Source organism: Pseudoalteromonas arctica A 37-1-2 (genome assembly GCF_000238395.3).
Classification (GTDB): domain Bacteria; phylum Pseudomonadota; class Gammaproteobacteria; order Enterobacterales; family Alteromonadaceae; genus Pseudoalteromonas; species Pseudoalteromonas arctica.
This window is the reverse complement of sequence record NZ_CP011025.1, coordinates 1,853,279-1,871,570: the sequence shown is the minus strand read 5'-3', so window position 1 is coordinate 1,871,570 and position 18,292 is coordinate 1,853,279. Positions and strand designations below refer to the sequence as shown.

20 protein-coding genes and 2 pseudogenes are annotated in these 18,292 nt (G+C 35.3%); 1 reads left to right on the top strand and 21 read right to left on the bottom strand.

What is annotated here, in order from left to right:
• Positions 1-144 precede the first annotated feature (144 nt).
• The 12 genes and pseudogenes from PARC_RS08420 to PARC_RS08370 form a co-directional block, all read right to left on the bottom strand.
• Complete coding sequence (locus tag PARC_RS08420; protein WP_010552724.1) at positions 145-447, bottom strand: hypothetical protein; 303 nt, start codon at positions 445-447, stop codon at positions 145-147.
• Complete coding sequence (locus PARC_RS21550) at positions 432-584, bottom strand: hypothetical protein (protein WP_158522941.1); 153 nt, start codon at positions 582-584, stop codon at positions 432-434. Before PARC_RS21550 ends, PARC_RS08420 begins: the two co-directional genes overlap by 16 nt.
• Positions 585-609: 25 nt before the next feature.
• Positions 610-1,200 carry a hypothetical protein gene (locus PARC_RS08415; RefSeq protein WP_033013010.1) on the bottom strand — a complete coding sequence of 197 codons (591 nt, stop codon included), beginning with the start codon at positions 1,198-1,200 and terminating at the stop codon, positions 610-612.
• Positions 1,201-1,205: 5 nt separating this feature from the next.
• Positions 1,206-1,700: a hypothetical protein gene (locus PARC_RS08410; RefSeq protein WP_010552722.1), complete on the bottom strand. Its 495-nt coding sequence runs from the start codon at positions 1,698-1,700 to the stop codon at positions 1,206-1,208.
• Between the two features lie 15 nt (positions 1,701-1,715).
• On the bottom strand, positions 1,716-3,698 hold the full coding sequence (locus PARC_RS08405) for an IPT/TIG domain-containing protein (protein WP_010552721.1): 1,983 nt from the start codon (positions 3,696-3,698) through the stop codon (positions 1,716-1,718).
• A gap of 126 nt (positions 3,699-3,824) precedes the next feature.
• Entirely contained in the window at positions 3,825-4,193 is a 369-nt protein-coding gene (locus PARC_RS21545) for a hypothetical protein (protein WP_158522940.1), read from the bottom strand.
• Positions 4,194-4,384: 191 nt separating this feature from the next.
• Positions 4,385-4,609, bottom strand: coding sequence for a hypothetical protein (locus PARC_RS21475; RefSeq protein WP_148664651.1), 225 nt, complete (start codon positions 4,607-4,609; stop codon positions 4,385-4,387).
• A gap of 377 nt (positions 4,610-4,986) precedes the next feature.
• Entirely contained in the window at positions 4,987-5,679 is a 693-nt protein-coding gene (locus PARC_RS08390) for a hypothetical protein (RefSeq protein ID WP_010552718.1), read from the bottom strand.
• 39 nt (positions 5,680-5,718) lie between these two features.
• Complete coding sequence (locus PARC_RS08385; protein WP_148664650.1) at positions 5,719-6,297, bottom strand: hypothetical protein; 579 nt, start codon at positions 6,295-6,297, stop codon at positions 5,719-5,721.
• Positions 6,298-6,651: 354 nt separating this feature from the next.
• Positions 6,652-7,080: a hypothetical protein gene (locus PARC_RS08380; RefSeq protein WP_010552716.1), complete on the bottom strand. Its 429-nt coding sequence runs from the start codon at positions 7,078-7,080 to the stop codon at positions 6,652-6,654.
• Between the two features lie 8 nt (positions 7,081-7,088).
• Positions 7,089-7,577 carry a hypothetical protein gene (locus tag PARC_RS08375; RefSeq protein WP_010552715.1) on the bottom strand — a complete coding sequence of 163 codons (489 nt, stop codon included), beginning with the start codon at positions 7,575-7,577 and terminating at the stop codon, positions 7,089-7,091.
• A gap of 246 nt (positions 7,578-7,823) precedes the next feature.
• Positions 7,824-8,198 (bottom strand): annotated as a pseudogene (locus tag PARC_RS08370) (hypothetical protein); the annotation flags it as partial.
• 65 nt (positions 8,199-8,263) lie between these two features.
• Here PARC_RS08370 and PARC_RS08360 point away from each other — a divergent pair.
• Positions 8,264-9,410: pseudogene (locus PARC_RS08360) on the top strand (IS3 family transposase).
• Positions 9,411-9,635: 225 nt separating this feature from the next.
• Here PARC_RS08360 and PARC_RS08350 read toward each other — a convergent pair.
• The 9 genes from PARC_RS08350 to PARC_RS08310 form a co-directional block, all read right to left on the bottom strand.
• On the bottom strand, positions 9,636-9,854 hold the full coding sequence (locus PARC_RS08350; RefSeq protein ID WP_010552709.1) for a hypothetical protein: 219 nt from the start codon (positions 9,852-9,854) through the stop codon (positions 9,636-9,638).
• 139 nt (positions 9,855-9,993) lie between these two features.
• Entirely contained in the window at positions 9,994-10,191 is a 198-nt protein-coding gene (locus PARC_RS08345) for a hypothetical protein (protein ID WP_010552708.1), read from the bottom strand.
• Positions 10,192-10,269: 78 nt separating this feature from the next.
• A complete protein-coding gene (locus tag PARC_RS08340) occupies positions 10,270-10,902 on the bottom strand; it encodes a hypothetical protein (RefSeq protein WP_148664649.1) in 633 nt (210 codons plus the stop codon).
• A 163-nt stretch (positions 10,903-11,065) separates the two neighbouring features.
• Positions 11,066-11,533: a hypothetical protein gene (locus PARC_RS08335; RefSeq protein WP_010552706.1), complete on the bottom strand. Its 468-nt coding sequence runs from the start codon at positions 11,531-11,533 to the stop codon at positions 11,066-11,068.
• 41 nt (positions 11,534-11,574) lie between these two features.
• Positions 11,575-15,816 carry a cell shape-determining protein gene (locus PARC_RS08330; RefSeq protein WP_010552705.1) on the bottom strand — a complete coding sequence of 1,414 codons (4,242 nt, stop codon included), beginning with the start codon at positions 15,814-15,816 and terminating at the stop codon, positions 11,575-11,577.
• Between the two features lie 30 nt (positions 15,817-15,846).
• On the bottom strand, positions 15,847-16,569 hold the full coding sequence (locus PARC_RS08325) for a hypothetical protein (protein WP_010552704.1): 723 nt from the start codon (positions 16,567-16,569) through the stop codon (positions 15,847-15,849).
• 48 nt (positions 16,570-16,617) lie between these two features.
• On the bottom strand, positions 16,618-17,076 hold the full coding sequence (locus tag PARC_RS08320) for a tetratricopeptide repeat protein (protein ID WP_010552703.1): 459 nt from the start codon (positions 17,074-17,076) through the stop codon (positions 16,618-16,620).
• Positions 17,073-17,420 (bottom strand): DUF192 domain-containing protein, encoded by a 348-nt coding sequence (locus PARC_RS08315; protein WP_010552702.1) that lies wholly within the window; start codon positions 17,418-17,420, stop codon positions 17,073-17,075. Before PARC_RS08315 ends, PARC_RS08320 begins: the two co-directional genes overlap by 4 nt.
• A 2-nt stretch (positions 17,421-17,422) precedes the next feature.
• The gene (locus tag PARC_RS08310; RefSeq protein ID WP_010552701.1) at positions 17,423-18,283 is read right to left on the bottom strand and encodes a type II secretion system F family protein; all 861 of its coding nucleotides are present in this window, start codon (positions 18,281-18,283) and stop codon (positions 17,423-17,425) included.
• Positions 18,284-18,292 lie beyond the last annotated feature (9 nt).

Below are 18,292 nucleotides of genomic sequence, written 5' to 3'. Positions count from 1 at the left end.
GCTTAATCCGTTATAATTGATGATAAGTTGATTGAATTTTGCTGGGGCAGTTAAATGATGTCTCTTTGTTAGTATGCTTTTCACTTATAAGACATCGCTTTTACTTTATTTCTAAGATTTAACATTTTCCTGTGTATTTATTATTTAGAGCGTGTATTCAAACTCAATTGGCTTTAATGTTTTCACTTCAATGGAAAAATCTTCTTTGCGTGTATACAGCACTACATTTAACGATAACGTGGCTTTGTTATCACCTAAGTGGTGTAACTCTGCGTGTTTATATTCATGTGTATAACCCGTGCCATAACCTTTAACATCATCATATTTACAACGCATTCGCAGTTCAGAGCCGGTGCCTTTAATCGCTCTTTTGCTTTTTAGCATACCTATTGGAAAGTCAATCTTACAGGTACCCGTTTTTCCATCACCTTCTATTTCAACAACCAAAAAAGGCTGTGTTTTAGCATTTCGCGCATAAATTTTGATGCCTCAAAGCTAATCGCTTTTGTCATAACAACATTTTGTGTGCCACACCCAGTTAACACACTAGCAAGTAGTGGGATTGATAGATATTTTAATTTCATGCCTTTCCTTAGTTTTTTAAATAAATTAAACAATAAAGCCCAATAAAAACCCAATTGGGAAAAGAGATAAGTAGGTTAACGTCCACCATGAAAAACGGTGTTTAATTTTTACGTTATGCACTTGCGTTAAGTAATTAACAATTGCTCTATAGTCACTTAAATTAAACGTATGTACTCCATAACGTTCACCATTGACTGATTTAATAGCTAAATGCGTACTTATGTAAGAGCCAAACCACAGCAGCGGCGTCAACGGAAAGTAACTAATATACATCGCCTCTATATCTTTAAAGGCGATAAATACTTCACGCTCACCTTTAAAGTCCGGCATGGTTATGGCACTAGGCGTAACATAAACATCGGCGTTATAAAATGTTTTTTGTAACGAGGATTGCAATAGCACCAAACCAAAAAACAAAAACGGGGTAACCACAAACATGGTATTCAGTGTTTGGTCAGCATTTGAGTAACTCGGTTGACCATCAATAAAAAAGGAGGCGACAAACGCCCCTAGTAACATACCTAAAAACGATTTTATTCGCGTATAAGGCACCCAGCGCTTGTGTGCAAAACATACTTCAAATGTATGCGTAAGCTTTTCAGATATAAAGTCCATAATAATCAAAGTAGTCTATGATACATATACCATTCGTTATCAAACTCTAAAAATGAGCATGATTTCCTCCCGTTACGCTCTTTATTTATAAAAGTGTAAAATAATGTGAATTCACGAGTGGCTTCAGGGTAAAAACGAGCCATTCGTTTATCTACTGAACTCTGTAAACCTGATACTAATTCATTACCATTAGGATCTTCTCCGGCGGTATCTAACAACGTTATTTTCAAATTATTTAAATTTAATTGCTCCCAATCCTCTTTGTAGTTTTTTATTGCTTTATCCACTTGCTTCCATGCTGTTTTACCTTCATTCCAGTTTTGTAATTTAGGTGGTAACTCTGCAAATAAAGCCTCTCGGTCTCCGGCTTTAATGTTTTGCCATGCGCCCATACAGCGTTTATTAAAATACTCTTTAGACGGCACTTCACTAGCCATTGATAAAAAAGATGAGCTTAATAAAGGCCCCGTAATTAAAAGTGTGGTTAATTTATCTTTCATATAAAAATGTCCTTTTTATTTTTTAATATGAGCAGTAATTGCATCCGCAGCCGCCCATTTTAAAGTCGTAAATTCTTTGCTTTTATATTTAGGCAATTGGTTATTATTTTTTATAATATAATCTGCAAACTCAATCACTTCATCTAGCTTAAGTGCTTGTGTGAATAAAGCTCTTAATTTTGCGAGTTGTTGTGTTTGGTTCACGCCACTTAAGCCCCATGCAGTAGATGCAGCAATAAATAGTGGTGTGATTTGTAAATCTGCCTGCCCTAAATAAAGTGCATTTAAATAATACTTTTGTTCATCACCAAAATATAAGGTAATCGTTGTGGCGTTATTGCTAGATACAGGCACGACAGCAACACTATTGTTAATATCGACCGTTTTTTCTATGCCAGATATAAATGTACTTGCAACCACTTTAGAATTAGCAAACGACAAGGAGTCATCTATTGTTAGTGTTGTTTCACTATATACAGCAATTTTAGATGCGTTACTTTTTCCATAACTGTTTTTTAAATATAATTTGCCTGATTCAGCATTTGTAGGAACTGTGAAACTTAAGCTAGTAGGAGAAGTTGCTAAAGGGGTAAGCTCTACCTCGTTTAAATACACTAAAGTATCGTCTGAAAAGTTTTTACCTGATAAAATAACTTCAGTATTTGCTGATGATTCTATAACGCCTTGATTGGCTATTATCGGCGAGAATTTTTTATTAAACGTTAGTGCTGTAGGTGCTGTACTTATATTTGCTGAGCTATAACTAATGCTAGTAGCATTACGCGGCATTACAAAATCAACATAATCTTGCCCATTTGCATTAACAGCTATATTAACGGGTACTGCACTGCCTTCAATATTAAAATTTAAAAAACCAGTTGCTAAGTTTTCACCGTAAACACGGTGTTTTTGGTTAGCTAAAATAACGCCTTCAATTTCTTGGCTGCTATTTAATAAATAATAGATGTTACTAATTTCTAAATAATTAATAGTTCCATATTCTGCATTTTTAGCTGAAGTGAGTGGTTCTGGATCATTAATATCTAAAATTAAATCGTTGTCGTCATCTAAATCAATAAAGTTAGCTAATTCGTCTTTATCATGATTTACAGGCCTTTGAGCATTCCCAGCATCTTTACTGTCAGCAACCGTGTTGCCATCGGAATCAGAGTCTACAAAGTTGCCCAGACCATCTTTGTCTAAATCAAGTGCACCTTCAAGCACATCTTTAATACCATCATTATCGGAGTCATCATCAAGCCAGTTTGGAATGCCATCAGTATCAACATCATGAGCATACGCTGAGTCTAAATTAAACACATAAAACTCAGTACCATCATAAACGCCATCGCCATCTGTATCTTGAGTGTAACCTTGCAGTCCAAAAGCAGGCTCTACAGAGTCATCAATTGCATCTACATCCTCATCTACAAACACATTCAATTGGTAATCGTAAGCCCCCTCACCTCTAAATTCTTTATCGTTAATAACGATATAGTATGTGCCAGACTCAGACGGCTTTACTTGAATGGCCCGCTTATATCTACCAACAGCAGTAAAATTTGGTGCCCACGACTCTATGGCTACTACAGAGCTATCCATTACTGCCATACCAGGTTTAAATTCATGACTTAAAGACGATAAAAGTACGGTTACTGCCACATCTTTTTTAAGCTTAATTTTATAATAATCCTGATCGTTCGCTTGCTGAATTCGGCCAAAAAGTTTAACTGGTAACTTTTCTGGTACGATAGTAGCTAAATCATGATTGTTGTTAAATTCTTCTTCTTTAACTAATTCGTAATCACTTTTACTTGCATCAAAGGGATAAGCATCGAGCTCATCAGGTACACCGTCACCATCTTCGTCTTTATTTTGCCACGTGCCTACATGTGAGGATACTTGAAGTGTTTTTGCGTGAACGTGTGTTGTATATGTTAGCGAGATAAAAGCACAGCTGACGCTTAGCAATGAAAGGTATAATAGTTGGGTTTTCAAGAATCCATCCTTGTTTTGTTAGTCCGTAAAAGTATTAATTATTTGTCTAAAACTAATTCTATTTAATTCATAAAGCTATCGTACCTAATTTAAGACAGCCTTTCAAACTTACACATCTATAGGCACCTATTTGTTGATTGATTTAGCAAACCAATTATGTATCGTGATACTGTATTTTCTTGGTAAGTTATAATCTAAGTAAATCGCGCCAGATTTAGTTAACAGGTAAGTCCTTCGCGCGATTTTAGCAGCGTCCCAAACATCGTCTAACTTTATAACTTTGTTTTTGGCCCCAGTAGCTTTAATTATTAAGGCTTCATTACTGACTTTAAACCGTTTCCGGCCCATAACTAACGTACTTAAATAACCCCCTAACACAATTAATATTACTGATAAAACTGACTGAACAAATGCTGGTAAATATTGAGCTCCTACAAGGTGTTCATGATTAAATAAAAACCAAATAGTAAATAATGTAAACAACCAAATTAACATTAAGAGCGAGCAAAATTGCGGTGATGTTACGGGTCTAGCTGTTATTATTAACTCACCACCGTTGCTTTGTTTAAAGTAACGATCATTAGGAATATCAGCTGACTCTGTGCTTTTAGTTTTTAAACCATCAATACTTAATTTATGCCTACGATTACCTGCAACTAGCGCCAAATCAGTATCAAAATGCGCCTCTAAAAAGCAACTAATTTTAAAATGTCTGATAGTGTTGCCATGTTCATTGTGAGCTCTGGATAACTAAAAAACTTCATTGAAAAATGCTCTAGTATCGGCTTTTCTGGATCAAATAATTTTTCAAACTCACCGGTTGTAAAGCCACTTACTTCAACAAGGGATAACTGTGAATTAATAATATGCTTTTTTTTAGTAACGAAGCCAAGCCAAGATCGTGTACTCACAATATCTTTATTTTTAGCGTTTAGTATTACTTTATTGACCTTTAATACCGGCGTGCACAGCACTAAACCCAATAAAATTATTATACTGGACAAAACCAACTCACCAGTTTTATATATACCTATTACACTAATATAAATTAGCCATGCGCCTAAGCACATCAACAAAAAGTGAAATATAACCCCTGAGACACCGACATTATCTTTAAATATTAGCTGCTCATTGCTTTACTTTCGTAATTTGTAACTCATTGATACACCAACACGAAAAATGAATTTTCATGACAAAAAGGAAGGCTAAGCCTTCCTTATTTAGTTAGGGTTTTTGACCTAAATACCAACGGCCAATTTAACTAAGTTAAAGTAACAATTAACGCCTATTAAGCTAAGTATGTTTGCACAATAACTATGCTTGAGAGTACTGTTAAAAACAGTGCTACAAACATAATTGCTATAGCCTTTATAAAAGGTGGGAACAAATAAGATACTTCAACAGCTGTTCTTTTGGTCATTACTTCTATTATTTCAGGGAACATAAACAGGTTTATACGATTAATTGTCAGCGTGTCTTTATTAGTAAATAAAAATGTTGCATGAGTAAAAAATGGCAGTTTAATATTTTCATGGCGACTAACCGTTCCGCGAATACGCTTAACTATAGTGTAATCAAACTTACCCACGGTTACCTCTTCAATATCCCGATAGTAAAATTTTTTATTTACACTACCAGTGCCTTTAAACTCAAAATAGTCTTGATACAGAGTAATTGATTGTTTACTGCCACGTTTAAAAAACAAAACTGCAATTAAAATAGCAAAGTAAAAGCCGATAAAATAAAGTACAACATATTCAGGCCTATTATTGGTATCGTACACCCTACCTTCACTTATAAAAGAACAGGTTAATAAAAATCCAACAATGTAAGCTATTACACTGTGTAGGTAGAGTTGCTTTTTAGTGAAGTTTTTTAATAAAGGGTACGTTGTTAAATCGGCTTGACACTCTTTCTCAAGGCGTTCATCCGCGCTATATGAGTTAGTAAATCGCCTAAACTTGTTACACAAAAAGTCCATAAAGCCTCTTTTATAAAATCAAAGTTCCCCTTTGACGGATTAGATAAAAAATAACAAAATCATTAAGAAAAAAGTAATTAACAATAAAGAATACAGTGGGAATTTTGTAATTAATGAAGTTTTGAAATCAATACTTACACCATGCTTCTCTTTTAACCAATCTACAAATTCAGGAAGCTGTAATATCGATAAGCGATTAAAAACCTGTTTTTTATTGTTCTGGTATTCAATTACTGCCCCGGTAATAATTTTAAAATCAGTACTTTTAGTCGGAAATACTTTTACCGTTACTTTAACCGGCTTAGTAAATTCAATGGTTTCTACACAGCCTGTATGTTTATCTACGGTTAAATCTTTGGCACATTTAATACTGTGGTTAACCCATATAACAAAGCGGATTGTATTTATGAGTAATAAATTTAAAACTATTGATTGGATTAGTTGTGGATCTGAATACGTAGGATACTTGTTCGGTGTAAGGTCTATGCCAATTAGCCCAAGAATAACGGCAACAAGTGTATTTATTACAAAAAAAATTAGCCACTGTTTTGTTGTTTTTTGGGGCCATCGCCCCGTATTTTTTAATTTATAATTATCATTATAAGCAAAAACAGGCATGTTTTTTACATTGTTATATATATAGTGCGAGAGTGAATCTTTCACGTTTTAAAGGTTCCTTCTTCTAGCGTATTGCGATGCAGTAAAAACTATTTAGCTAACCAATTTACAATGAATATTCAAACTCTACAGGGCCAACAGTTCTTGCTTCATAATTACACCATGATCCGCCACTAATTCACCATGAAAATTAAGCGTGGCTTTATTTTCGCTAAGAATCTTAAGCGCTCAAATTAAGTACTTTATTAAACTCCAGCATGTTATTGTTTTTAGTGTTATTTTTCTTGCCGTTCAAAAATCACACAATTCAATTGTTCTTGTGCAATAAGCTATGTGCTTAATATAAGAAACTGATTAAAGACTAGTTTTATACCACTGATTAGTTTCTTTATCTAAGCCATAGTCACAGAGAAAATGGGAACTTCCTGTTTCTATGTTTAAAAACCCAATTTCAACTTGAACTTTTTTTTCTATGTTAAATAAAAAGTCTTTATCTTTTTCATCTATTAATATAAACAATGTACGTTCGTAATCAGCTGTTTTAATCGAATCATCATATCTAGCTGCTTTTTTTAGAAACTTCTTTTTCATATATGAAAATGAATTAGCCTTATTTACAGCTTGAACCTTTGGATGAAAATCTTGTATATAGGAATCGAAATCCTTATTTACGATCTTTATAGCATTGTCGTGGCACATTTTAGTAATTAAGTCTTTCTCCGACTCAGCATAAGCAAGGTTAGATAATAATAATGGTAATGTTAAAAATTTATAGAGTTTCATATGATTTCCTAATCTATGTTATTAAGTATGCTCACTTTGTTCGTACTGTTTGCTTGAATGGCACTTTGCGAACAGTTACTGATGGTTTTTCCGGTAGCTTGCCCTACTTTAATATTCCACGAAACCGTATCGCCAGCCTTCGCTAGAACAGTTTTTGCTGTTACTGGGCTACTGCCTGACAATACGGTTATGTTATCAGAAAAACAAACATAATATGTACCGCGACCATCAGGAATATCATTTGCGGTTAATATTACCTTATAGTCACCTGGGGTTAACGATGTAAAAATTTCTTCTTTACGTTGACCTAACGAAATTTGTTTACTGGCCCCATTAAAAGTTAAAGTGAATATATCATCTTTTAGGTTTCCGTTATCGCCAAACCTCACTGTTGCGCCGCTTTCTCTGTTAGTAAAAAGTAATGCATTTTTAGCTTGAACAGATTTAACCTTTACATTTACATCACCTGTTTTAACACCTTGAGGGACTTTTACCACAAGCTTATTCGAACTACTTGAGATAACAACATTAAACTAAACTAGACATGCACTTTAATTGAACAAACAAAACGTTGCCATTAAATTTAATTCTTTTGTTAAGAATTTATCTTTTAATACTCGGTTACTTACATTTCATCCATAAAAAACAAATTAGCACGCTTAAACCTAAATTCGGCTTATGAAAATGACTGCATGTTGCAGTTGTGATTTATTACTGAACAGTTTTACTGAGTAGCTTAAGTTTTATGCAAATAGCTTTTCGCAGTTACTCATATTCGCTCGCCGCTTTCGGTTTAAGTTTTCACAATAACTTGCTTGTGAAGCTGGTCTGCCGACTGCGCCATGAAATACGCGCGTAAATTGGGTTGTAAGCTTTAACCAGTTTTCGGGGGATATACTCACTCTTTCTAGTAAAGACAAATATATATTTTCAATATACCCTCGCTTATCTTCACGTATACAACGTCCTGTTAACTCAACAAGTTCAAGGTACGATTTAAGCTCAAACGGTAGCCCTTTTGGCATAATTTGACGTGGCACGACTGCAAAGCGCAGTAGTTGTTTTGGTTGCTTGCCATCCTTTGCATACGTTAAACGCTGTTTGATGCTGGTATGGTCTGGACTTCCCAGAGTTTGCTAGACACCCAATGAGTTACATTGTAACTTCTAATTAGAGGTGTTATGTGAGCAAAGGCAAACGGTATACCCAAGAATTTAAAATAGAAGCAGTTAAACAAATAACTGAACGTGGTTATTCAGTTGCTGAAGTATCAGAACGATTAGATATTTGTACCAAAACGTTATATCACTGGCGAAGCCAGTTATCAGAGAAACCCAAACAAACCAAATCATCAGATGAACAGCTAAGGAGCGCCAAGCTTGAGGCCGAGCTAAAACGTGTCACGGAGGAACGCGACATTCTAAAAAAGGCCGCAAGGTACTTTGCCAGCAACCCCGAGTAAAGTACGCTTTTATTCGTGAGCATCAAAATGAGTTTTCTATTGTTGCGATGTATAAACTATTTAAGCTACACCGCAGTGGCTTTTATGCGTGGTTAAAGAAGCCATTGAGTGATAGAGCAATCGAAGATAATCGTTTGCTTAAGCTTATTAAAGAGTTTTATGTTGCCAGTGGTGGCGCTTACGGTAGTCCTTGGATACACGCAGATTTACGTGAAGCTGCTGAGCAATGTAGTGTTAATCGCGTAGCTAAGATCATGCGCCAACATAAACTCAAAGCGCAAATAGGTTATAAACGTCGCCATATTAAAGGTGGTAAAACATCACGCATTGCAGATAACTTGCTAGCTCGTCAGTTTAATCCTCCTGCGCCGAATCAAACTTGGGTAAGTGATATTACTTATGTGAGAACCTATGAAGGCTTCTTATATGTAGCAACTGTCATGGATTTATTCTCTAGGCGGATCGTAGGCTGGTCGATGGATAAAACATGGACAAGCACTTAGTAATTAAAGCATTGCTCATGGCAGTTTATCAGCGCCAACCCAAAGCTGACGTAATGGTGCACAGTGATCAAGGAAGCCAGTATGGTAGCGCTGATTACTTAGCCTTTATGAAAGAACATAACCTTGTACCCTCAATGAGTCGAGCTGGGAATTGTCACGATAATGCAGTTGCTGAAAGCTTTTTTGCAACGATTAAAAAGCGGATAATTAAAAGGAAGATTTACTCAACACGCAATGATGCGAAAGCAGAGATATTTAATTTTATAGAAATGTTTTACAATCCGAAAAAACGTCACTCGCATACAGGCGGTGTTTCACCTGCTAAGTTTGAGGAAGCGTATTTTTCTGAGTTAGAAACTGTTTAGTGAAAGCTGGGAAGTCCAATCACCATTATTATTTATAATGGTTAAAGACGGTGTAAAACGTGAATCATCTTTAAAAAGTACAAACGTCACGGATAAATCTTCAGCTAATATTTCACTGGGTATATTAAATTTAAAATCATCTATATCTACATTTTCAGAAATAATCCCCGCAGGTTTAAAAGGGGTGCTCCCAACTGGATTTGCTTCAGCAACATTATTATTAAACTATTCTTCTTGAACAATCGTAATTGTGGTTTTATCGGCATCAAACGGATATTCATCCTGTTCATCAGGCACACCATCAGCGTCTTCATCTTTGTTTAGCCACGTGCCAATATGGGTAGATGGCTGAATGGTTTTTGCGTGCAATGGTGTTGTATAGGTTAGCGAGCTAAAAGCACAGCTAACACTCAATAGCGAAAGGTAAAATAGTGGTGTTTTCAAGAATCCATCCTTGTTGGTTTATCCGTAAAGCAATTGCGGTTATAAACTGTACCTAATTTAAATAAAGTATGCAATTTAATCAGAGGTGATATTTAGAGTAACTCAACTGCATATCCGCTAAGCTAAATTAAAGCCATATTTAATATGAGTGTTTAGTAAGTCCTCTATAAAACATAGCGAGCAAACCATATATACTTAAAAGTCCACCAATACACATTAACCCAAAGGTAATTGTTTGTGAAAATTCAGGCTGAATTGCAAACCGATATAAGCCTACACTTAATAGCGTGATCCCCAGTACGACAATTAAAATAATACTTACAAATCCTTTAATCATAACGTTCCCACTGTTTTAAACTTTGTGTGTTAGTGAATACTTTATAATAATCATTTAGGTTGTAAATTTCTACAATAGCTAAAGAATTGCTTTCAAATACCCTGCTCCTATCCAATACAAATAAAGACCTATCATTACAAAATTACCACCCATTGACATAACCCGCAGCAAAATAAATACAATGCTGCCACCGCCGTCGGTAAGGCCATACTTGTAACTCACGGGGTAGTCAAAATAAATGCACAGATAAAGCAAGTTTAAGGTTGCGATGGTATTTGGTTTGATTGTATAGCGTTCATTGTTTTTTAAAACCACAAGCGCTTGGGAAATGTGTGATTGTTTTGATTGATAGCCTTGCCCGTTTGAACGGGTATACCCGTAGCTAAATTGTATGTAATCTATATCGGCTTTAGTCATAGTTATGTGTTGCTGTTTAGATAATGGCTCGGTAACTATAATTAATTCATCTTTACTTACTTCAAACGCGGCTTTGTAATTAAAGCCATACCTTTGCCAAATTAACACCTTTCGTAAAAACCATAGTCCCAAGAATAAAGGAATATATATAAAAAATAATCCGCTAACCCAGTCCTCTTCAACCCAAACATGACTATACAATGCAAGCGCACCCAATGCGATTGCAAATAAAAACTCGATTCCTAAATTTAGCCTAAATAATTTTGTTACTACCGGCATAGTGATTTTACTCATAGGGGTCAAGGCGTCCTTTTCTGGTAAATTTACGAGCCTAAACCAGAACTTATCATCTAATTGTATATCTAACTTTTCGCTTTGCATTGATAATCTCAACAGTAAATTATAAAAAAGAGCATGTAATATCAATTACATGCTCTTTATTTTTAATATGCACCAACTAATCTTGCAGTAAATTAACCATATACCACTTGCCGTCTTTTAGACCAAAACGGCATTTGTTATACACTGTGCGCTGCTCTTTAAGTCTTTTATCATAGGCATCAAATTTGTAATATATAAATGCTTGCTCTGTATATCCCCACCTTTCATAAGTTTCTTCAACAACACTATACTTAGTATCCTCAGAGTAGTTAACAAGCTTTGATTCAACAAGACGAAAGTTTTTTATACCATCGTACTCTTTTCCGAAGTATTTTTTATGTGTACTGTCAATCAGTTTTGTGATTTCCTTATCAGCATTAGGAATATGATCAACGGGTGTGAATAGTTGCCTAAATAACTGTTCATCTTTATTTTTTACTATTTCTACCGCTTTAAAGCAGTTTTCTTTTGGGATCGTTAAATCAAGCTCTGCTTGGCATGTAAAGCTTGCTAATAACGACAGTGGAATTAGGTATTTATTCATTATTTATCCTTGTAGCAGAGGGCTTTAAAAGCCCTCATTAATCAAAAGTTTGTACATTCAGTTTGTGATTCGTCCGATTCTGCTTGTAATACTAATTGTTTATTACTTAATGCAGGCTTTATCTTCGTGGTGCTATTACTTGCTATTGTGACGTAATACGCTTTTATTGTATTGGGGCATAAATCTCTTCCAGATTGTGCATCTCCCGTTACTGATGCGACATCTCCTGCAAATTCGATGTAATAGGTGCCTATGCCATCATCTGCGCGAATACCGGTAAGCTCTACTAAATGCTCTCCTTCATCGAGTGATACACTAACAGGACCAATTTTACGTTGAGGGCTGCTATTATCATAAAGTACATTGCCATTTACGCTTAATTTATACACATCATCTTTTAAATTACCGTTATCACCAAACGTAATTAATAGCTGTTTAGGTCCAAAAAAATCGAATTCATTACTTAACTCATCATTTACTTCTACAGTAATGAAACCTGTTTGGACCCCACTAGGGACAGCTACTGTTAGAGCAGTTGTTGTTGCATCCTCTATTTGTGCAGTAAGCCTAACACCATTTTCTCCACTAAAGGTTACAATGTTATCAGCTATTTTATTACTAAAGCCAATCCCTTTAATCTCTATTTTATCACTAGCCCCACCATTATTTGGCGTTACATCAATAATACTAAGCTCAGTTCCTACAAGTATTTCATAAGGCAAAGTAGCTTCGTCATCGCGATGTTTTACACTTACTTGTAAAGGGCCAACAACTGCCTCTATTTGGCTGATATTACTTAAGCTAAACTCAAGATGGGTACCTATTTTGTCTACACCTAAATACTCTACATCTAGCTCAGCCAAGTTATTACCTAAATCCTTTACAATTACTTCAGCTTGTGTATCTTTAAATATCCCTTTAACTTCAGCTAAGCCACTGCCAACAAGTGTAAACTTTTTTGTCTCCCCAGTTTTTTGTATTGCTCTAGGTGATACATCTGATAAATTTAAGCCCCATGTAACAACATAATCTAACTTTGTTGGCACGGCTGCTAGGTCTTTTATCGTTTTCCCCATATCTATCATCGCTGAGGCAAGCTGACTAGCTTGGTATGCAGCTGCTGCATTACCGATAATTGGAATAAATTTTTCAGCCATTTTTATAGCTAATTTTTCTCTAAAGTCAGGAAGTTTTATTTTATATATAGCCAACAATGCTGTAGTAGCAGGGCCTACTTTTATATTTGGGAAAGTACTACCATCTGAAAAGATAGGCTTTATTTCTTTATTATATATCTCAAGGCCTATGTTGTAGCCCAAGGTTTCCCAGTCATCTTGCGTAGCGTTTGGCTTTCCGGCTAAAACTTCAACTTCGTGAGTTATTGCTGGTAAATAATCATAAACAGCCATAATTACAGCTTTAGATATCTTAGCTTTATCTAATGAGTTGTCATTTATGTCATAGCCAGCTGCATCGAACAAAAGAGTAAAAAAGCGGATCATCACATTATCAATAATAGTCCGTATAGCGAGCATCTTTTTGGCTTCCTGCCCTCTTAAATTATACGACTCTGAACCCGTTAAATTAAATATACTTGGCCCATAAGTACCTGCTACTCCAGGTGTTATTATTTGATATAAGCAGTCTTTATATACACATTTATCTATTAAGCTATCAGCTGACCAATACTCTAATCCTAAAAATGAACCTGATTGTGGGGACATCATGTCTTTATGCCAAGGTGTATCAATATGATCAGAAATAGGCTTATTAAGTGAGTCTGCTGGTACTTCTCCTGTAATTGGATCTAAACTATATACCCGTGTACTTAGATATAATTGACTTCTATTTTGAAGCTCGACACATCCATCATATTTAAGAACTTCATACCATTTGCTTTCAACACCTTCACCACACTTTTTTCCAACTTCCCCTGAGTTTTCTAAGAAAGTAGTTGCATCCATAGTCATATCAAATGCGTCCCACGACCCATTGGTTTCAGGGTAGGAAACAATGGATGGCTCAATTGAAATGTCTTGAGAGTTTGTTGCATTCGAGGAATACGTATACATACTATATTTTGAAGTATAAGATCTTGGTGTTTTATTCAATAATTGAGAATGCCCAAGTGGAGTTTTATCCAATTCAGCTGATAATTTACTTTTAAATAATGCGCTATATTTACTTAGAAACTCTTGCGCTGAATTTAGTGGGTTCGAATGTGAAAAAAAAGCGCTATTACTCTCAAGATGCTGACTCGCTTCACTAATAAAAGTATTATAAAAATCCATATTTTTCAGCATGGCTGAAAATTCAAGCTTATCGATTCCTTTAGGTTCATAATACATTGACATATAAAGCGCTAAGCTTGCTACAGCTGTAGTTTCATAGCTAAATGTAACACTTTCAGTATTACTTGGATCGACTATTGCACTTAAAAATTGTTCTAATTCATTTGAATCTGTATTTGTATAGGTGAAATGGACTTCAGGTTTTTTACCCATTAATTGAAGAGAGTAAGCATCATTAATAATAGGCTTTGCGTAAGCTGGTAAAATTCCTCCAGCAGAGACTACTGATTTATTATATTGCTTGTCGAAATTAATCGAAACCACAGTTTCAACTATGTAAGTAACAGAATTACTTCTCCCAAATTCATTACTTACCCAATAACGGCCACCAGTGATACCTTTTGGAACTTCAACTGATAATCTATTTTCATCAATTAAGTTTGCGTTTACGGCAATATCGTTAAAATGGACAACCGCCTGCTCATTAAAATTTTCACCTACAAGAGTAATCGTTTCTTCAGCACTAATATTACGATTATCATCTTTCAAAAGTGGTGTTTTACTATCATTGACTTCAATGAACAGAGCATCAGTAATAACCTCATCATGTGCTAAATATACATTAGCCTCACCTACCTTGCTAGGAAGCTCTACACTGAAATACGTTTTGTTTTCTTCGACTCTAGCGATAGTTGGTTCTAAGTTGATTAGGTCATCAGCGTATTGAAAAATAAAGACCAAATTATTTGCATCAGATGGTAAACCGTCAACCTCGAATTCTACTTTATCCCCAACTCGGATAAAATCTCGAATGGATTGTCCTTCAAAGTTTACATTATAAACCCAGCGAACAAGTAAACTATCCGGCCCAGTTCTTTTTACTGTCTGCGCTTTTTTTAGCCTTTGCGTATCAAAAGTATCTAAAATTAAATCACCATCATCATCTAAATCTAAATGATCTATGTATAAATCATCATCAAAATTATTAGGGTTGTTAAAGTCACCACTTTCCAATTTATCGTCAATGCTATTACCATCAGCATCGCGGTCTAAATAATTTGGGAAGCGATCTTTATTTAGATCTTCAATCCCTTCTATTTTGTCTGAAAATGAATCACCATCAGAGTCAGTATCTTGCCAATTGGGTATTCCATCTTCATCAAAGTCAACATCTGCAGGACTATTCAATAAAACAAATTCAAAGCCATCTTTAATGCCATCTTGATCCATGTCACTTGTTTCAGTTGACGAACCTAATCCTCGCTCTTTCTGATCGTCAAATGCATCTACATCTTCATCGTAAAAAACACTTATCTCATAGCTTAAATCAGAGCCACCTGCGTAATTGTTGTCTAAAACACTTAACTGATAACGGCCACTTTCACGAATTTGAAAGTTTACAATATGTGTTTTTGTAAGTTCATCTTGGAATAAAACAATCGAGTCTTGTACTAATCCATCAGAATCTGATAGGTATACTTGAGGGTCAAACCGAGGAGCGTCTGTTTTAAATACAGCTGTTATGAAAGTAACATCATCAACATCAAAGCCATATAAATCCCCTTTATCTGTTCTAGAGGAAATAACGCCCTGAACTTTAAAACCTTTACCCAGCTCCACAGGGTTTGCAACAGATGGGTTATCGTTAGGCTCTTCTTCAATATAAACAGGGTATTGAGTTTTATCCGCATCAAACGGATAATCATCCTGTTCATCAGGCACGCCATCGCCGTCTTCGTCTTTATTTTCCCAAGTACCTACATTTTCAATAGGTTCTCCACCGGTATCTCCACCGGTATCTCCACCGGTATCTCCACCGGTATCTCCACCGGTATCTCCACCAGTATCTCCACCAGTATCTCCACCAGTATCTCCACCGGTTCCATCTGGTATTGATGTTGAATCATCTTCACTTAATGATTCGTTACATCCGACTAGTGTGACACTCAATGAGCCTGCTAAAAGCAATGCTAAAAGTTGTTTTGCGTTCATTTTCCTTACCCTTATTGTTGGTGCTTTCCTTTACATCCGATATGGTGTTTGCATTCGGATCAGTGCATAAGATTTAATTGTGATGTAATACCCGCTGTAGCTTGTATCCCCCGCTGATGATGTTACGGCTCCTAATGCGGAGCATTTTAATTGTTCTTCATCAGGTATAAAGTTTACAAATTTGCTTGAAAGAGGATTTGGATCTACGTCTGTAAGTGTTAAAACTTTGCCAATGACCCAATCAGCAAGCGGTACCTCTAGACGCTTACACCAATCAACTTCAATTTGTAATAAATTTGCATCTTGTATATTTAATTTTTTTTCACTGTTAATGGTTATAACTGTCGGTTTTCGATAAATGAGATTGTCGTTTGGTATTTCATCAATAGTGACACCTGAATTATAAACTCTTCTCTCCTTGAACTTATTAAATACCTCGGAGGTAGGGTTAAGTACCGTTATTTCTGACGCTAATTCAACATGAGCTTTCGCTTTTACATAAGCAGCAGCTAAATCAAGTGCATTAGGGTCTCCGCCCGAATCAGACATAAACAATGGCATCATGCCTTGGGCAAGTGCATCTTTCATTTTGCCCATATCACCGTGATTTAATGCTCCTGCCCTCACAGCTTCAAATGAAGCGGCATTTAAAGTCACTTTATCTTTATATATAAGTAGCCACTGAATTAGCAACATAATTAATATTAAAACTAAAGGTGCTAAAAAAGGCAAAGTAATTGAAAACTCAATCATTGATTGTCCTTTTTGGGAGCGGCCTAATTTTCTAGAAAAATGCATAACTTACGTCCCTGCTTTACTTTGTCCTGTTTGTAATCGCATTAATTCTAAAAACAAGTCATCCATTTGTTTTTTTGCTTTAGAATTTGGATCAACATGCTTTTGAGCTTCAATTAAAATATCCGTAGATTGACGCATACGTGTAATTGCTAAGTTATACCAGGCTTTAGTATGTTGCTGATCAAGTTGCAAACAACGCTGATAAGCACTTACACCAGCATCTAAGCGGCCACTGCGTGTATATATATTTCCTAAACGAAACCAAGCTGGTGCATAATTATCTTTATTTTTAAGCAGCTTCCTATATAGCCCTTCCGCCATATCTAAGTGGCCTGCCATATAAGCCGACTCAGCACTATTTTCTAACTCAACTAAATTAACATTATTTTTTTCTGCAATATTTTTAGAAGAGCTGCATCCTGTAAAAAAAATAATAACGATTAATAAGCATATTTTGTTCATTTAAATTCTTCCTTTTCAAACTCTAAAAAATCACCAACTTTTAAACCTATGTAATCCACAGTGTCTGCAGGTAACTCTAGTGTTTTAAATGCAGCGTTACACACGCTTAATTTCCAAGGTTTTAATTTTTTTATTATTTTAACTATTTGATTGTTTTTATTTATATAAATAATATCCAAATCATATTTCATCCACAGTGTATGAACTGAATTGCAAGGTTCAATTAACATACCCTCATTTATTTTTAACTCTCTTCCAAGTAAACCTCTTAATCTAAGAAACCAGGTATTTGCATACATAATATTGAATTTTGAATTTATAGTTACTAAGGTTAAATATTTCATGGTTATAAATCGTACATAAATTTCATAACTATAGGGAAGAAAAGAATCATAAATGTAACCGGAAATATAAACATTATGAGTGGGAAAACTAATTTAACTGGAGCTTCTAATGCCTTTTTTTCAGCTCGTTGGAAGCGCTCTACTCGCCTTTGATCTGACTGAACCTTTAACGTTGCACCTAAACTAGCACCGGTCCGTTCTGCTTGTGCTAATGAGCTAACCAAACTATTAACTTCAGACGTTTGAACTCTGTCAGCCATAGCTCTAAATGCATCGATTTTATTAACGCCGGCTCGAAGATCACGTAAAACTTTTCCAAATTCAACTTTTAATGGACCTTCAGGGCCTTTATCAACAGCCTGACTTAACCCGCCTGTTAAATTTAGTCCCGCTTCTACCGACATAGTTATAAAATCTAGGTATACAGGTAAAGATTTAACAATGGCTAATTGCCTTTTTTTCTTAAGATCATTTAGTGTCAACAAAGGTAAAAAATACCCAAATAAACAACCATAAAATAAGTACATAAAATCCATAGATTCCAGTAATACACTAATTAATAAAACAAATAGCGTACAACCAATCGAAGATACAACTCTTACACCAAAATATTCTTCAGCGGTAAGAATGTAAGAAACACCTGATATTTGAAGTTTTTTGCCCGTTTTTTCTAAATATTCTATTGAAAGCCTTTCGCCTAAATAGTACGCAACCAGCTTGACAAATGGCCAAATAAGCTTTAGTGAAGGAGGTAACGGATCCATAAAATCTCGTGAATCGGTAGGCAATGAAGCTTTAATTTTATAAGCGCTATAAAAAAATATACACAAAGAAAAACCAGCAATTATTGTTATAGTTATCATGTTAAATCT

Excerpts from the sequence above, each read along its gene's own strand:
- PARC_RS08380 (WP_010552716.1), bottom strand. The coding sequence starts at position 7,080 with ATGAAACTCTATAAATTTTTAACATTACCATTATTATTATCTAACCTT.
- PARC_RS21550 (WP_158522941.1), bottom strand. The coding sequence starts at position 584 with ATGAAATTAAAATATCTATCAATCCCACTACTTGCTAGTGTGTTAACT.
- PARC_RS08415 (WP_033013010.1), bottom strand. The coding sequence starts at position 1,200 with ATGGACTTTATATCTGAAAAGCTTACGCATACATTTGAAGTATGTTTT.
- PARC_RS08410 (WP_010552722.1), bottom strand. The coding sequence starts at position 1,700 with ATGAAAGATAAATTAACCACACTTTTAATTACGGGGCCTTTATTAAGC.
- PARC_RS08390 (WP_010552718.1), bottom strand. The coding sequence starts at position 5,679 with ATGGACTTTTTGTGTAACAAGTTTAGGCGATTTACTAACTCATATAGC.
- PARC_RS08335 (WP_010552706.1), bottom strand. The coding sequence starts at position 11,533 with ATGAATAAATACCTAATTCCACTGTCGTTATTAGCAAGCTTTACATGC.
- PARC_RS08325 (WP_010552704.1), bottom strand. The coding sequence starts at position 16,569 with ATGATTGAGTTTTCAATTACTTTGCCTTTTTTAGCACCTTTAGTTTTA.
- PARC_RS08310 (WP_010552701.1), bottom strand. The coding sequence starts at position 18,283 with ATGATAACTATAACAATAATTGCTGGTTTTTCTTTGTGTATATTTTTT.
- PARC_RS08385 (WP_148664650.1), bottom strand. The coding sequence starts at position 6,297 with ATGCCTGTTTTTGCTTATAATGATAATTATAAATTAAAAAATACGGGG.
- PARC_RS08340 (WP_148664649.1), bottom strand. The coding sequence starts at position 10,902 with ATGAGTAAAATCACTATGCCGGTAGTAACAAAATTATTTAGGCTAAAT.
- PARC_RS08320 (WP_010552703.1), bottom strand. The coding sequence starts at position 17,076 with ATGAACAAAATATGCTTATTAATCGTTATTATTTTTTTTACAGGATGC.
- PARC_RS08345 (WP_010552708.1), bottom strand. The coding sequence starts at position 10,191 with ATGATTAAAGGATTTGTAAGTATTATTTTAATTGTCGTACTGGGGATC.
- PARC_RS08330 (WP_010552705.1), bottom strand. The coding sequence starts at position 15,816 with ATGAACGCAAAACAACTTTTAGCATTGCTTTTAGCAGGCTCATTGAGT.
- PARC_RS08315 (WP_010552702.1), bottom strand. The coding sequence starts at position 17,420 with ATGAAATATTTAACCTTAGTAACTATAAATTCAAAATTCAATATTATG.
- PARC_RS21545 (WP_158522940.1), bottom strand. The coding sequence starts at position 4,193 with ATGTTAATTTGGTTGTTTACATTATTTACTATTTGGTTTTTATTTAAT.